14 protein-coding genes are annotated in these 14,075 nt (G+C 54.6%); 4 read left to right on the forward strand and 10 right to left on the reverse strand.

Going from position 1 to position 14,075, the window contains the following annotated elements:
* Window positions 1-215 precede the first annotated feature (215 nt).
* Complete coding sequence (yegD, locus tag AACH44_RS12150) at window positions 216-1,568, forward strand: molecular chaperone (RefSeq protein ID WP_261848467.1); 1,353 nt, start codon at window positions 216-218, stop codon at window positions 1,566-1,568.
* 76 nt (window positions 1,569-1,644) lie between these two features.
* On the opposite strand, the gene AACH44_RS12155 is transcribed toward yegD, so the two are convergent.
* Window positions 1,645-2,235 (reverse strand): TetR/AcrR family transcriptional regulator, encoded by a 591-nt coding sequence (locus AACH44_RS12155; protein WP_261848432.1) that lies wholly within the window; start codon window positions 2,233-2,235, stop codon window positions 1,645-1,647.
* Between the two features lie 135 nt (window positions 2,236-2,370).
* Between AACH44_RS12155 and AACH44_RS12160 the strand changes: the two genes are divergently transcribed.
* Both AACH44_RS12160 and AACH44_RS12165 read left to right on the forward strand, forming a co-directional pair.
* Window positions 2,371-3,579, forward strand: coding sequence for an MFS transporter (locus AACH44_RS12160; protein ID WP_261848433.1), 1,209 nt, complete (start codon window positions 2,371-2,373; stop codon window positions 3,577-3,579).
* A 39-nt stretch (window positions 3,580-3,618) separates the two neighbouring features.
* Window positions 3,619-4,812 carry an MFS transporter gene (locus AACH44_RS12165; RefSeq protein ID WP_261848434.1) on the forward strand — a complete coding sequence of 398 codons (1,194 nt, stop codon included), beginning with the start codon at window positions 3,619-3,621 and terminating at the stop codon, window positions 4,810-4,812.
* An 82-nt stretch (window positions 4,813-4,894) separates the two neighbouring features.
* Here AACH44_RS12165 and AACH44_RS12170 read toward each other — a convergent pair whose 3' ends face one another.
* The 9 genes from AACH44_RS12170 to AACH44_RS12210 all read right to left on the reverse strand — a co-directional run bounded on the left by AACH44_RS12170 (window position 4,895) and on the right by AACH44_RS12210 (window position 13,136).
* Window positions 4,895-5,434 carry a glycine zipper 2TM domain-containing protein gene (locus AACH44_RS12170; RefSeq protein ID WP_107167686.1) on the reverse strand — a complete coding sequence of 180 codons (540 nt, stop codon included), beginning with the start codon at window positions 5,432-5,434 and terminating at the stop codon, window positions 4,895-4,897.
* A gap of 456 nt (window positions 5,435-5,890) precedes the next feature.
* A complete protein-coding gene (locus AACH44_RS12175; RefSeq protein WP_261848435.1) occupies window positions 5,891-7,195 on the reverse strand; it encodes an NAD(P)/FAD-dependent oxidoreductase in 1,305 nt (434 codons plus the stop codon).
* Between the two features lie 364 nt (window positions 7,196-7,559).
* Window positions 7,560-8,102 (reverse strand): alpha/beta hydrolase YcfP, encoded by a 543-nt coding sequence (gene ycfP / locus AACH44_RS12180; protein ID WP_261848436.1) that lies wholly within the window; start codon window positions 8,100-8,102, stop codon window positions 7,560-7,562.
* 28 nt (window positions 8,103-8,130) lie between these two features.
* Entirely contained in the window at window positions 8,131-9,159 is a 1,029-nt protein-coding gene (gene nagZ, locus AACH44_RS12185) for a beta-N-acetylhexosaminidase (protein WP_261848437.1), read from the reverse strand.
* A 63-nt stretch (window positions 9,160-9,222) separates the two neighbouring features.
* Entirely contained in the window at window positions 9,223-10,098 is an 876-nt protein-coding gene (thiK, locus tag AACH44_RS12190) for a thiamine kinase (RefSeq protein ID WP_261848468.1), read from the reverse strand.
* A complete protein-coding gene (gene lpoB, locus AACH44_RS12195; protein WP_261848438.1) occupies window positions 10,079-10,660 on the reverse strand; it encodes a penicillin-binding protein activator LpoB in 582 nt (193 codons plus the stop codon). Before lpoB ends, thiK begins: the two co-directional genes overlap by 20 nt.
* 21 nt (window positions 10,661-10,681) lie before the next feature.
* Window positions 10,682-11,062, reverse strand: a complete 381-nt coding sequence (locus AACH44_RS12200) for a YcfL family protein (protein ID WP_261848439.1) — start codon at window positions 11,060-11,062, stop codon at window positions 10,682-10,684.
* Between the two features lie 40 nt (window positions 11,063-11,102).
* Window positions 11,103-11,453, reverse strand: coding sequence for a purine nucleoside phosphoramidase (gene hinT, locus AACH44_RS12205; protein WP_005970489.1), 351 nt, complete (start codon window positions 11,451-11,453; stop codon window positions 11,103-11,105).
* A 228-nt stretch (window positions 11,454-11,681) separates the two neighbouring features.
* Entirely contained in the window at window positions 11,682-13,136 is a 1,455-nt protein-coding gene (locus AACH44_RS12210) for an MFS transporter (RefSeq protein ID WP_261848440.1), read from the reverse strand.
* 124 nt (window positions 13,137-13,260) lie between these two features.
* Here AACH44_RS12210 and AACH44_RS12215 point away from each other — a divergent pair, with 124 nt between their 5' ends.
* Window positions 13,261-14,058 carry a helix-turn-helix transcriptional regulator gene (locus AACH44_RS12215; RefSeq protein ID WP_261848441.1) on the forward strand — a complete coding sequence of 266 codons (798 nt, stop codon included), beginning with the start codon at window positions 13,261-13,263 and terminating at the stop codon, window positions 14,056-14,058.
* Window positions 14,059-14,075 lie beyond the last annotated feature (17 nt).

Genomic DNA, 14,075 nt, shown 5'->3' on the forward strand with positions numbered 1-14,075 from the left:
ACCACACTAAACGGGAACCTGCGGGTTCCCGTTAAACGTTCCATTAGTAAACACCTTCCTTTTATCTCATCCGCCTTTACAAGCACCGTCGGAACACAGTAAAGTCGCCCCCCCCCTTTTTACGGTCGCCATCTTTGGCGGCACACTCTTCCGGGCCGCCGCGGGTGCGACGTTAAAAATTTTTCCCGGAAATTTTTCATGACATGGGCCTTACTATGTTTATCGGTTTTGACTACGGTACAGCCAACTGTTCAGTGGCGGTTATGGATGCAGGTACGCCACGGCTCCTGTCGCTGGAAAATGGCTCGCCTTATCTTTCTTCTCTGCTGTGCGCGCCCGTGCGCGAGGCGGTTAGCGAGTGGTTATGGCGGCACCATCAGGTCAACGCTGAGGGTGAGAACGGGCTACTGCTACAACGCGCGATTAGCTATAACCGCGAGGAAGATATTCGCGTGCAGCCTGATAGTGTGAAGTTCGGGCGCGATGCGTTACGCCACTATATGGAGGACCCGGAAGAGACGTGGTTCGTTAAATCGCCGAAGTCCTTTCTCGGTGCTGTCGGACTGAAAGCCCAGCAGATCGCGCTGTTTGAAGATCTGGTTTGCGCCATGATGCTCCATATACGCACGCAGGCAGAGACCCAGCTTGACCAACCTATTCGTCAGGCCGTCATCGGTCGTCCGATTAACTTTCAGAGTATCGGCGGCGAAGAAGCCAACCAACAGGCGCAAGGGATCTTAGATCGTGCGGCACACCGTGCTGGATTTGAAGATGTCGTCTTCCAGTTTGAACCCGTGGCCGCCGGACTGGACTTCGAATCCACCCTGACGAAAGAAACGCGTGTGTTAGTCGTGGATATCGGCGGCGGAACCACCGACTGCTCCATGCTGCTGATGGGACCGGAGTGGCATAAGCAGCACGAACGCGCACAAAGTTTGTTAGGGCACAGCGGCTGCCGCGTTGGCGGTAACGATCTGGACATCATGCTCGCGTTCAAACAGTTAATGCCTCTGCTTGGCATGAATAGCGAGTCGGAAAAAGGTATCGCCTTGCCGATCATGACCTGGTGGAATGCGGTTGCGATTAACGATATTCCGGCACAAAAAGAGTTTCATAGCACTGCCAGCCGCGCGTTAATCAACGAAATGATCCGTGATGCCCGCCAGCCCGAACGGGTGAAAAGATTGCTGACCGTCTGGCAACAGCGCCTGAGCTACCGTCTGATTCAACTGGCAGAAGAGAGCAAGATTGCGCTTTCCAACCAGTCGGAAACGGCAGCCGATTTACACTTTATCGAATCAGGTCTGGCAACGCGCATTCATGTTGATGAACTCAACGCCGCCATCGATAATCCGCTCATGCGTATTCAGCAGCAGGTAACACTGGCGTTAGAAACCAGCCAGACCCGACCGGAAGTGATCTACCTGACCGGCGGTAGCGCACATTCTCCCCTGCTGCGTCAGGCCATTCAGCAGTTGCTGCCTGATATTCCTATCGCCAGCGGCAACGATTTTGGTTCCGTTACCGCCGGATTAGCGCGCTGGGCAGAAGTCATCTTTCGTCGTTAAGTCAAAAACGGGACGCCAACCACGCGTCTCGTCAGGCTGTTGTTTGATTAACTGTTGTTTTATTAACTGTTGATCACTACCGTGGCTTGACTAATAGCCCACGCAGCAGCAATTCCAGCGCGGCAACGCCTTGTGCCAGCCGCGCATTCCCCTCCTCTCCGTCCGCAATCCAAAACGCCGCTTCGGCCAGACTGCCGTAGATTAACGATGCCAGCGCCTGTGAATCGACATCAGCTACCACGCCTTGTCGGATAAGGTTATCGATCAGCCGCTGCATCGACTCAACACAGTGGCGCTGCGAATCCGGCGATGCCCCCCCCAAAACCGCCCGTGCATCGCGCAGCACAATACGTTGAATTTCCGGCTCCCGCGCCATTTCCAGATAGGCGCGGCAGCGACGCCGAAAGCCTTCCCAGTCATCCTCAGCGGTGTCAGAGATGACTTGCAGTCGTGCATCCATCTCGGCATCGATCTGTTCCACCACGGCTGCCAATAATCCTTTCTTGTCACCGAAGTGGTGATAAAGCGCCCCACGGGTCAGGCTCGCCTGTGCGGTGAGATCGTCCATTGAGGTGTCAGCATAGCCGCGTTCGCTAAAGACCTGACGGGCGGTCGCCAGCAGCGTAGCGCGGGTTTCTTCCATTTCAGCACGGGTACGACGAACCATCGACACATCCTTACATACACACCGTATGATTATTTACATTCACTCCGTATGAATATATGCTTTTATTCATACGCTCTGTATGTATTGTCGCTGTGCCACGGTGCGGTGGCAAGTGGATTCACTTTGGAGAATGAGATGGTCAACCCTTATCGAGAACTTTTCACCGCATCCGGCACCAAGGGCTTTGCACTGGCTGGCCTGCTGGCGCGCATTCCGCTGCCCATGACGGGCATTGGCATTATCACCATGCTGTCGCAACTGCGCGGCAGCTATGCGCTGGCGGGTGTCGTATCCGCCACCTTTGTGCTGACTTACGCGCTGCTGTCACCGCAGACCTCCCGTCTGGTCGATCGCTACGGGCAAGGCCGTGTGCTACCGATTGCAACCACCGTCAGCGCGATCGGCATGCTGCTTCTGCTCGCCAGCACCTGGTGGCAAGCGCCTGACTGGAGCTTATTCATCGGAGCCTTACTGGCGGGTTTCATGCCCAGCATGTCAGCAATGGTAAGAGCACGCTGGACAGCAATCTATCGCGGCCAGCCTCGCTTGCAAACGGCTTACTCGCTGGAGACAGTGCTCGATGAAGTCACTTTTATCGCCGGGCCACCGCTGGCTGTCGGGCTGTCCGTCGCGATGTTTCCTCAGGCTGGCCCGCTGGCAGCGGCGCTCTTGCTGATTATTGGCGTGTTTGCTCTGGTGACACAACGCGGCACCGAACCGCCGGTAGAAGCGCAGGATGTCAGCACGGATCGTTCAGGGTCGGTGATCAAGCAGACGAACGTGCGTTTGCTGGCGCTGTTGATGGTCGCGATGGGCGTCATCGTAGGCACCGTGGATATCGTCAGCGTAGCCTTCGCCGAACAGCATGGTCAGCCTGCTGCGGCCAGTCTGGTGTTGTCGGCTTATGCGGTCGGTTCCTGTCTGGCTGGACTGGTGTTCGGCGCTCTCAAGATGCGAACCGCATTGCACCAGTTGCTGTTGCTGGGCAGCTTGGCAACGGCAGCAACCACGTTGCCTCTATTGCTGGTTAGCAGCATTCCGGCACTGGCTGCGGCCGTGTTGATCGCCGGGCTGTTCTTCGCCCCCACCATGATCGTGGCAATGTCGTTGGTCGAACGTCTGGTTCCCGAACATCGCCTGACCGAAGGCATGACCTGGCTGCTGGCAGGGTTGAATGTCGGCGTGGCGCTGGGCGCTGCGGTATCAGGCCACGTTGTCGATGACGACGGTGCTCGGGCCGGATTCGCCGTGGCGCTGTGCGCTGGCGTACTGGTGCTGCTGGTCGCGCTGTGGGGATACCAGCGCCTGCGGGCGCATACCTTCTCTTTTCCCCATGTCGCTTGACGGTTAAACCGCTTGTTCCCCCCTATTAAGGACTGAACCATGAATACGTCTTCCTCTATCCCTATAGGTGCAGCTTCACAGCATCTCTGGCTGGCCGTCGCCGCCGTTGGTCTTGCGACCTTCTCGGTAGTCACGACGGAAATGCTTCCGGTCGGCTTGCTAACCCCGATTGCCGATACGCTACAGACTTCTACCGGAACCGCTGGCCTGATGATTTCGCTGCCTGCACTGTTAGCCGCGTTATTCGCCCCACTCGTGGTAATCGCATCCGGCGGCATGGATAGACGCAGGATCCTATGCGGGCTGCTGACGCTGCTGGTTATCGCCAACATCGCCTCGGCACTGGCACCGAACATCGGCTGGCTGCTGGCTGCACGCGTGCTTGTCGGCTTCTGCATGGGCGGCATCTGGGCGATTGCCGGTGGTCTGGCGGCCCGACTCGTTCCCGAGCACACCATCGGCCTGGCGACATCTATCATCTTTGGCGGTGTCGCGGCGGCATCGGTGCTAGGTGTGCCGTTCGGCGCACTGATCGGCGATCTCGCCGGGTGGCGCTGGGCCTTCGGCTGTATGGCCGTCTTTAGCGGGCTGGTGCTAGTACTTCACCTCGCGGTTATTCCTGCCTTGCCCGTCACCCATTCCGTCACCCTGCGCCAGTTCGGCGAGCAGTTGAGCAACCGCAAGCTGCAAGTCGGGTTAATTCTGACGCTGTTGCTGGTAGCCGGACACTTCATGGCTTTTACCTTCGTGCGACCACTGCTGCTATCGGTGTCAGGGTTCGATGCGCGATGGATCGGCGCATTACTGTTCGCCTATGGTCTGGCAGGCATCATCGGCAATTTTCTGACGGGCATCATCGCAGCGCGGCGCACGGCGTTAACCTTGATGGCAATCGCGTTGGGACTGTTGTTGACCCCGATCCTGTTCCTGACCATCGGTGGTTCACATTTCGGCGGCGGTATAGCGCTGCTCGTCTGGGGATTAGCCTACGGCGGCGTATCCGTCGGTTTGATGACGTGGATGATGAAGGCCGCGCCGCGCACTGTGGAGATGGCCTCCGCGCTGTATGTTGGCGTGTTCAATGTTGGCATCGCGCTTGGATCATGGGTAGGCGGTCAGATAGTCGATAGTTCAGGCCTGCTTATGGCGCTTTGGCTGGCCGCTGGATTTGCGGCTGTCGCCTTACTGTTATCGTTGAGCATAAAACTGGCTGAGAGCAGGAAGATCGTATAATGAAAAAACCGCGAGCACCTTCTTCAGGTGTCTCGCGGTTCTTAGAGAGGGTGTCAGCGCAAAACGTAGACGTTGGGATCAATCAGCTCTGTTGATTCAAGACTAACTGACCGTTTCTGTCCACGGGAATTTGTGTACCCGGATCGCGATCCATGCGGATTTTGCCCTGCTGGTCGCCAATTTTATAGGTAACATCATAACCTAAAACTTTTTGTGATTTGTCGTACACCGTCTGACAACGCTGCTGCTGTGTCGTGTACGTATCATTTTCCTGCATGCCGCTTTGCACACGGTTACCCGCGTAACCGCCTGCCAGCGCCCCCGCTACCGTCGCGACATCTTTACCGCGTCCGCCACCGAACTGATGTCCCAGAACGCCACCCGCTACGGCACCCAGTACCGATCCAGCAATCTGGTTTTCATCCTGTACCGGACGACGATGCGTCACGCTGACATTGCGGCACTCTTGGCGAGGCGTTTTTACCGTTTCTTTAATCGGTGTTGCCGTTAGCACCTGTGCATACTGAGGTTTAGACGAAAAGACGTCCATACTCGCCACCGCCGCCACACCCAATGCAGCAGCCACACCAATACCTACACCCGCTAACATTGATTTGTTCACAGGATACCTCCCGAATCTATTCTCACGCATTCCCCATCTGCAACCCTGCCGTCATCTTGCCTTACGTCAGCTCGCGTTTAACGCGATGAATCCGATGGTTCCTCCTGAATAACAACATTCAGGATTTTCGGCGTGCATGCTACGCCATCTGTAAACAGTGGAAAGTTTGCACAATGTTTCACACTCTCGCAATAAGACTAACTAACCAAAAGTGTCAGATTCGTAACATAAAAGCGTCATTTGGGAATTATCTTAACTGGAATTACTAATAGAACGATATTTTATACTGTTATTTCAGGAGGAAACTTAATAGCATGACAAACAGAGGGATGAAGCTTGTTCATACGTTGGAGAAAAGGCAACTATTTCTAAACAATCAAGACCGGCGATGATAAAAAAGAATACGGGCGTGAAATGGCGTCCACGCCCGTATCAGAAAGTTTCAGTGGTGATGCATTAATGCAATTTAAGGCGCGGACGTATAACCCGGTTGATGCCACCCACCAGCATCATCAAGCCTGTTTTTACATAGCCGTGCAGGGCAACCTGGTGCATACGATAGAGGGAGATGTAAACGAAACGCGCAATCCGTCCCTCTACCATCACAGAACCCCGCATCAGGTTCCCCATCAGGCTGCCAACCGTACTGAATTTAGACAGCGAAACCAGCGAACCGTGATCTTTATAGACGTAAGGTTTCAGCGTTTGCCCGTTCAGCAGCGCGATGATATTGCTGTGGCAGCGTGATGCCATCTGGTGAGCCGCCTGCGCGCGCGGTGGCACAAACCCGCCGCCTTCCTGCGGGCAGGAAGCGCAGTCGCCAATGGCGAAAATGTTGGGATCGCGCGTCGTCTGCAACGTCGGTTCAACCACTAACTGATTAATCCGGTTGGTTTCCAGCCCTGCAATATCTTTCATTGCATCCGGTGCTTTGATCCCTGCCGCCCAAACCATCAGGTCGGCATCGATAAATTCACTGTCCTTGGTATTCAGACCGCCGCTGTCTGCGCTGGTTACCGTGGTGTTCGTCAGCACGCGGACGCCAATGTTGTTCAGTTCCTGATGTGCTGCCGCTGAAATACGCGGCGGCAGCGCTGGCAAAATACGTTCACCCGCTTCCACCAGCGTCACATTCAGCGTTTGGTTATCCAGCCCATCAAAGCCATAGCTGTGCAGCTGTTTCACCGCATTATGCAATTCCGCAGACAGCTCAACACCCGTTGCCCCACCGCCCACAATCGCAATATTTACACGCTCTTTTTCGTCCTGATTTGCGGTGAATTTCAGGAACAAATTCAGCATTTCATTATGGAAGCGACGAGCCTGTTTGGGGTTATCCAGGAAGATACAGTGATCTTTCACGCCCGGCGTACCAAAGTCATTTGAGGCACTGCCTAGTGCCACCACCAAAATGTCATACGGAATACGGCGTGCCGCTACCAGCACATCACCTTGCTCGTCACACACTTCAGCCAGTTGAATCTGCTGCTGTTCACGATCGATATCCGTCAACATGCCCAGTTGGAACTGGAAATGATGATTGCGAGCATGCGCCAGATAGCTCAACGCATCCATATCGTCGTCCAGCGAGCCGGTTGCCACTTCATGCAGCAGCGGTTTCCACAGGTGGCTGTGGTTGCGATCCACCAGCGTAATGTCCGCTTTTTTCTTGCGTCCTAACTTGTGGCCCAAACTCGTTGCGAGTTCAAGTCCGCCAGCTCCCCCGCCGACAATGACAATTTTTTTGGTTGGTGATGTCAAAATGACCCCCTAAAATGTGAACCAATCGTTAATAAAGAGTAAAAAATAATATCCTTATATAACATAGGGTTCGCGTAAGTTAAGCCTGATATCTGCTGCAAGAATAGCACGCTAGGTTATTTGGTCATACCAAAATTGATATATATCAATTTATTTTGCTATGCGGATTTTTACCACGAAAATTCCATCTTTATTTCAGTGAATTAGCGGAAGTCAGTGTGAAGGGAAAATGCTGAATCGTGCGCATATGCGCTTCGGTACGAACGAAGAAAAGTAAATAAACCGTGTCATTCCTTCTGATCCCCATAACAAGGGCATCAGAAGGAAAACCAGTCACGATTAACGGGCGACCACGAGCACAGGTTCAACCCAGCGTTTTGAAGGCTTTTACCCGCTGTAAATGAGGAGAGATACTTTTAAATTTATGTGTCTGGATGTCGTCCCAGACGATCTCATAATATTCTCCCAACGTTTGTGCACTGCGCTGGCTGTCGAGCATTTCATCCTGCCGAGAGAGCACCACCATGCAGCGATCGCGGTTCTTTTCACGAAAATTCGCCACGCACTTCGTCGCGATATCCAAATATTCTTCCGGCCGATCAATTTTCCCGCTCATGTTTTCCTGCGGGAAAAGGTTAGGATTGACGATGACTTGTCGTATATCACATAGAAATCCGACTCGTTCAGCCCAGAAGCCCCCCAATCCCACACCACAGATCAGCGGACGATCGTCATCAGACTGCTGAATCGTCTTATCCACCTGTTTTAGCAAGTGTTGCATGTCATGACGCGGATGCAATGTGCTGTAGCTAATCAGCCGTACATCTTCATCGATAAACTGAAGCTGCAAGACTTTTTCATGGTTGCCGGGGCTGGTCGAATCAAAACCATGTAAATAGATAATCATCTTTTATCCTCACCACTGACTAGATTGTCTATTTCTCGCCATTCTTATGCGCCTGCCAGCGCTCGCTGAGCGAGGTGAGTGCCTGATTTGCCTGCTTCCAGCGCGACGAATCCAGCAGTTCCCGGCGAGAAAATGAACCCTGATGATATAAGCGCGCCAGTTGCTCCGCTTTGACCGGGGACAGGTTATCCAGCACGCTGACCGCACCTTCGCGATGGTTACAGACCAGAATCATGTCACATCCTGCCTGCAACGCCGCCTGCGCCCGCTCAGGGTAGCTGCCCATCACGGCGGCACCTTCCATCGAGAGATCGTCAGAGAAAATGATGCCATCAAAACCCAACTCTTCACGCAGCACCGTTTTGAGCCAATAGGACGAACCACTGGCAGGACGCGGATCGGCCTCTGTGTAAATCACGTGGGCAGGCATGATCGCATCCAACTGCTGGCGCTGGATCAGTTCTTTAAAAATCATCATGTCGTGTGCGCGAATCTCCGCAAGCGGGCGCGGATCGCGCGGCGTTTCTTTATGTGAGTCGGCGCTGACCGCTCCGTGGCCGGGGAAATGCTTACCCGTGACCTTCATACCTGCGCTGTGCATGCCGCGAATAAAGCTTTGCGCCACCGCTAGCGCCGTCTCTGGATTGGCATGAAATGAACGCTCACCAATCGCCGCACTCTGGTGGCCGATATCCAGAACAGGCGCAAAGCTGATATCGATATCCATCGCGATCATTTCTGCTGCCATCAGCCAGCCACCCTCTTCCGCCAACCGCTGAGCTTCCGACAGGCTATTTAATGCTGCAAATGCCTGTGCCGCAGGCAGACGGGTAAATCCGTCACGAAAACGCTGAACGCGGCCGCCTTCCTGATCCACGGACACCACAAGGCGCTCACGCGATGCCGCGCGGATTTGGCGTACAAGTTCACGTAATTGCACCACATCATGAAAGTTACGGGTAAACAGAATCACGCCGCCAACCAGCGGATGTTCCAGCACTTCACGATCTTCTGCATCCAGCTCATAGCTGGCGACATCTAACATTACCGGACCCACAAAAACCTCATTCTTTAGAGTGTACTGCTTAATAAAATGATCTTTACCACAAAAGCCACACCGTCAGCCTAACTGTAGTCGATGATATAGCGCGGGAATATCCGCTAAAAACGCGGGGTTCTTTGTTTGCTGCCAGCGAATTTCAAACCACATCAATACCAGATAATCGACCCAGGGGAACCACCGCCTCATCTGTTGCTGAAGGCGGCTCACGGAAAATCCTCGCCGATGTTGCTGGTAGCGCTGTAGAAAATGCGTTTGCGCCGCGCTTTCCATCCGGCTGGCTCGTACAATGAACGCCAGTTCAAAGGCGATATCGCCATCTGAGGCATATTCCCAGTCAATGAGCATCGTGCCTTGCTGTGTAATCAGCAGATTCTCCGCATGCACATCCAGATGGAGGGGAGCCAGGGCCAACGGCGTGGGTGATGCAGCACGCTGAAAATAATGGTGGGCGCGCAACAACGCAGGCGAACGACGCCGTGGGTCCATCAACTGCCAATGTTGAGCAAATAACGTTTTGAGATCGAGAGGATGGCCGCTACACGGCAGACGATGAAGTTGAGACAATATTCGCGCCACTTCGCCATTCACCAGCATCATTAAAAACTCATCAGAGGTGGCAATGCGCCCCGGCACCCACTCGACAATGAGCCAGCCATCACGCCACAACAGCGGCCGTGGCGCGAGACCTATCGTCGACATCTGCCGCAGAAGAGCAAATTCGCGCTGGCGATCGACGCCCATTTTCCGCTCGGTTGGCGACTGTCGACGCGCAAGCCATTCGATGCCAGGGCCACGGATACGCCAGCTTTTACTACTCAAGCCATCAACCAGCTCAAAGCGAATATCATCCATCTCCACGGCGGGGAAATGTTTCTGGATCGCCGCAGTCAGCCGTTGCTGAATGCCTGCCTGCTTAATGCTGAACGGTGCCATTGCCTGACCACACAATTTCACCGGTCTGCACCAGCATCAGTTGCATGTCGAGCTGTGGCGATTTCACGTCGCCGCTGACGTCGCTGTACAGCACATACTGCGCACTGACATAACGCGCCAGACCAATTGCCTTGCTGCGCGACCCTAAGCTGTCGTCAACCGACAGACCCAGCGTTTGTTTCGCAGCGGCTAGCTGCTCACGCGGCACCAGCGTAAATGCCTTGCCGGAGGATAGCGCGCTGTACAACGCCCCTGTCGCTTTCGCTATCGACAGTGAGCCATTGGTGTTATTTTTCACGCTATCCACCAGCAGGATGCTACCTGGCGTGACGTCATCGGCTTTCAGCATCTGCGCCACCAGCGGATTAATACTGGCTTCCCAGTTCAACGTCTGGATTTTAGGCGGTTGCGGTACAGATTCCCCCGGCGGCGGCGTTGGCGTAGTCGGCACTTGAGGCTCAACCGGCTCAATAGTCGCAGGTGGTTCGGTGGGCTCCGGCGGACGGCTGGGGCAGCCAGTCAGTACCAATGCCGCCAGTATCACCCCTAGATACTTTTTCATATTTTCTCTCTCAGCACACCATTACAAAAACAGATGAAGACGAACCTGACGCGCATTGGGACTACTACGCGTTGAAAATACCGTCATTTCCGTCTGTGGCGAGATGTCAATAGACTGCACCTCTTCAAAAGGCAGCACGTCCAGCCCATTCTCATCATACCAATAGAAGCGGTAATGCACGGTCACCGCATGCGAAGCGTCGTTGCTGACGACGGAAGACGCGCGCAGTCGGCCATTTTCTGAACCCAGCGACGGGTTCCCCGCGGTAATCCCGGCCGATAGCACAGGTGCATCTAGTACCAGCGTTTGTCGCTCATTGATGGTCAGCACCTTTGACGCACTACAGCCCGCCAGTATTCCCATCATCAAACACGCAGACAGAAAAAGCATCGGGTTACGCATGGTTTACTCGCATGATGGTTTTCTCACCTGATTGTCTCACTTAATCCGCCAGCAAAGGCCCTAATGCACGACCGCCAACCAAATGCATATGGATGTGATAAACCTCTTGTCCGCCGTGCCGGTTGCAGTTAATGATCAGGCGATAGCCATCTTCTGCAATACCTTCCTGTTGTGCAATTTTACCCGCGACCGTTATCATCCGCCCAAGCGCAGCTTCATGCTCTGGGGCCGTATCGTTAACGGTAGGGATTAATACATTCGGGATAATCAGAATATGCGTTGGCGTGCGGGGCGCGATATCACGGAAGGCGGTGACCAGTTCATCCTGATACACGATATCGGCAGGAATTTCCCGGCGAATGATTTTACTAAAAATGGTTTCTTCAGCCATGATTGATTTCCTTGTTAAAGCAGGCGTTGAACGACGTCATGTAGGCAGTATGAGTGACATATTCCATTTCTTTCAACCTTCTTTATCTATTTCTGGCGCGGGTGGTCAAAATACGACTCTCAGGGAAAACCAGAAATACGCCTACCTTCTCCCGAAAACAGTGACGCTATCGCCGCTGCGGCAAAGATTTCGCACCGTCCATCGAAAATTTGTGTGTGCGCCGTCCGATCAACTGAATGACCTTTGCGTTCTTACCAGCATCAGCAACAGGATGCAGACCAGCAGAGCCGCGATCAGGTTGTAGAGCATTCCCGCCACAAAGGCTGCAACGTATTGGCTCGCTTGTGCCACCGCACCATCGCCTGTAGCCAGCGCAGCACCAAACAGGATACCCACCACGGCCACACCCAGTGCCGCCCCAACCTGCTGAACCGTCGAGATCACGCCTGATGCCATACCGGCTTGAACCTCATCAACAAAGCCCAGTACCAAATTCAACAGCGGTGTCATGATGAAGCCTTGACCCGCCCCGACCACCACCAGCACAGGGATCAACCATAAAGCCACCAGATCCGCCCCCGCAATCTGCACCTGCATAATCAACAGGCCGATCGAGACAGCATAAACCAACGCCCCTGCGACGATGGCAGGCGTGCCCCAGCGGGCAACCAGACGTGGTGCAGCCAGCGATGCCAGAACGAAGCCCATACTGCATGGCGCGAAAATACTGCCCGCGAGGAAAGGATCAAGCCCCAGCCCGGTTTGCACCAGTAGAGCAAAACACAGGAAAAATGAGCTGGATGTGGAATACACCAACAACACCAGCAACGCGCCCAGTAGGAAGCGGCGCTGTGCGAGCAGGCGCATATCCACCAGTGGAAGATGCCCCATCAGCTGTCGCCGTTCCTGCTGGCGATGAAAAACCGTCAACAAGATAGTGGCTGTGGCCAACATCCACAGGCTCCATGCGGGCCAGCCTTGCCCCGGGCCTTCGATCAGCGGCACCAATAGCAGCGTCAGCCCAACGCTGACTAACGCCACACCCGCCCAATCTAGCGAAGGGCGCTGCGGTGTGCGGGACTCAGGAATAAATCGCGCAGATGCGATAGCCAGCAGGCCAATGGGAACATTGATAAGAAAAATACTCCGCCAGCCCAGCCCGAACAGATTGGCATGCACCAGCCATCCCCCCAGTACCTGACCCGCGATAGCGGCAAGCCCCAGCGTCATGCCCAGCAAACCGAAGGCACGGCGGCTATCGTCACCGTCGAAATTGACGCGGATAGAGGCATAAACCTGTGGAAACAGTAAAGCGGCCGCAAGTCCCTGTAAGATACGCGCACCAATCAGAAACCCCGCGCTGGGTGCTAAGCCACACAGCGCAGAGGCAAGCGTAAATCCGGCCATGCCCACCACAAACAGGCGACGTCGGCCAAATACATCCCCCAGTCGCCCCCCCGTAATCAGCAATACGCCGAAGGCCAGTTCGTAACCCGCCACGATAAAGCCGATCTGTGCGAAGCTAGCACCCAGATCCGCTTGCATGCTAGGAATAGCGACATTGACCACGAACAGATCGAAGATCGTAACAAAACCGGCCATCAACAGCACAGAGAGGCCGAGCCACGGCGGACTATTGACAGCCGGCGTAGGCAGTGCCGACGCGCGATAATTTGAGTTCATCTTATGTATCCTTGCATATCGAGAGTTTGCGTATCGAAAGTGATGACGCCGTCATTCTCAAATCCTTTTTAAACAATTACAATTTAACTACTTATGCTATTACTAAAAGCAATGCGGTAAAACGATGCGAACATTGGAAAGAACTCGCCATGATCTGGCCGCCTTTTTGCGCGTGCGCCGTGAACAGATGTCCCCCGCCGACGTAGGCTTGCCCAGTGGAGTAAGACGGCGCACGCCGGGATTACGACGTGAGGAAGTGGCTGCGTTGGCTGGCGTGGGTCTGACGTGGTACACCTGGCTCGAACAGGGACGTGATATCGGTGTCTCGGCCGCATTTCTGGACAGTCTGGTACGGGTGTTCAAACTCGATGCCGCTGAACGTCGCCACCTGTTCCTGCTGGCGCATGAGCGACCACCTGCCGAACCGGGTAAGACGTGGTGCGTGGTGCCACCGCTAGTACGGCGTCTGATGCACGATCTGACTCCGCATCCTGCCTATATCCTCAACCTGCGCTGGGACGTTTTGGCTTTTAATGCACCAGCAAACCAGCTTTTCGGCTTCGACGCCCATCCTTCCGAGAGACGCAACCTGCTCTGGCTGTTGTTTACCGATCCGTTACTGCATGAGCGATTTGTCGGCTGGGAGGAACAAGCCCCGCAAATGCTGTCGAGTTTTCGTCGCGATTTCGCACGCGCAACGCAGGAGACCGATATTCATGAGCTGGTGGACGAACTGGAACAGGTATCGCCAGACTTCAAAACGTGGTGGCGTCAGCATGAGGTGCATGCTCCGTGCAGTGGGATGCGGCAACTGATGATCGACGGCAACGCTGAAGCCTTCGAGCATACATCGCTGATCATCGATGAAGATCGCCATCTGCGTTTGGTGGTGTATGCGCAGCAATCTCAGGGAGAGGAATGAGGTGGTGCTGACGCCAT

It is taken from the genome of Pectobacterium araliae, from assembly GCF_037076465.1.
GTDB lineage: Bacteria > Pseudomonadota > Gammaproteobacteria > Enterobacterales > Enterobacteriaceae > Pectobacterium > Pectobacterium araliae.

Excerpts from the sequence above, each read along its gene's own strand:
- yegD (WP_261848467.1), top strand. The coding sequence starts at position 216 with ATGTTTATCGGTTTTGACTACGGTACAGCCAACTGTTCAGTGGCGGTT.
- AACH44_RS12155 (WP_261848432.1), bottom strand. The coding sequence starts at position 2,235 with ATGGTTCGTCGTACCCGTGCTGAAATGGAAGAAACCCGCGCTACGCTG.
- AACH44_RS12160 (WP_261848433.1), top strand. The coding sequence starts at position 2,371 with ATGGTCAACCCTTATCGAGAACTTTTCACCGCATCCGGCACCAAGGGC.
- AACH44_RS12165 (WP_261848434.1), top strand. The coding sequence starts at position 3,619 with ATGAATACGTCTTCCTCTATCCCTATAGGTGCAGCTTCACAGCATCTC.
- ycfP (WP_261848436.1), bottom strand. The coding sequence starts at position 8,102 with ATGATTATCTATTTACATGGTTTTGATTCGACCAGCCCCGGCAACCAT.
- thiK (WP_261848468.1), bottom strand. The coding sequence starts at position 10,098 with ATGGCACCGTTCAGCATTAAGCAGGCAGGCATTCAGCAACGGCTGACT.
- lpoB (WP_261848438.1), bottom strand. The coding sequence starts at position 10,660 with ATGAAAAAGTATCTAGGGGTGATACTGGCGGCATTGGTACTGACTGGC.
- AACH44_RS12200 (WP_261848439.1), bottom strand. The coding sequence starts at position 11,062 with ATGCGTAACCCGATGCTTTTTCTGTCTGCGTGTTTGATGATGGGAATA.
- hinT (WP_005970489.1), bottom strand. The coding sequence starts at position 11,453 with ATGGCTGAAGAAACCATTTTTAGTAAAATCATTCGCCGGGAAATTCCT.
- AACH44_RS12210 (WP_261848440.1), bottom strand. The coding sequence starts at position 13,136 with ATGAACTCAAATTATCGCGCGTCGGCACTGCCTACGCCGGCTGTCAAT.
- AACH44_RS12215 (WP_261848441.1), top strand. The coding sequence starts at position 13,261 with ATGCGAACATTGGAAAGAACTCGCCATGATCTGGCCGCCTTTTTGCGC.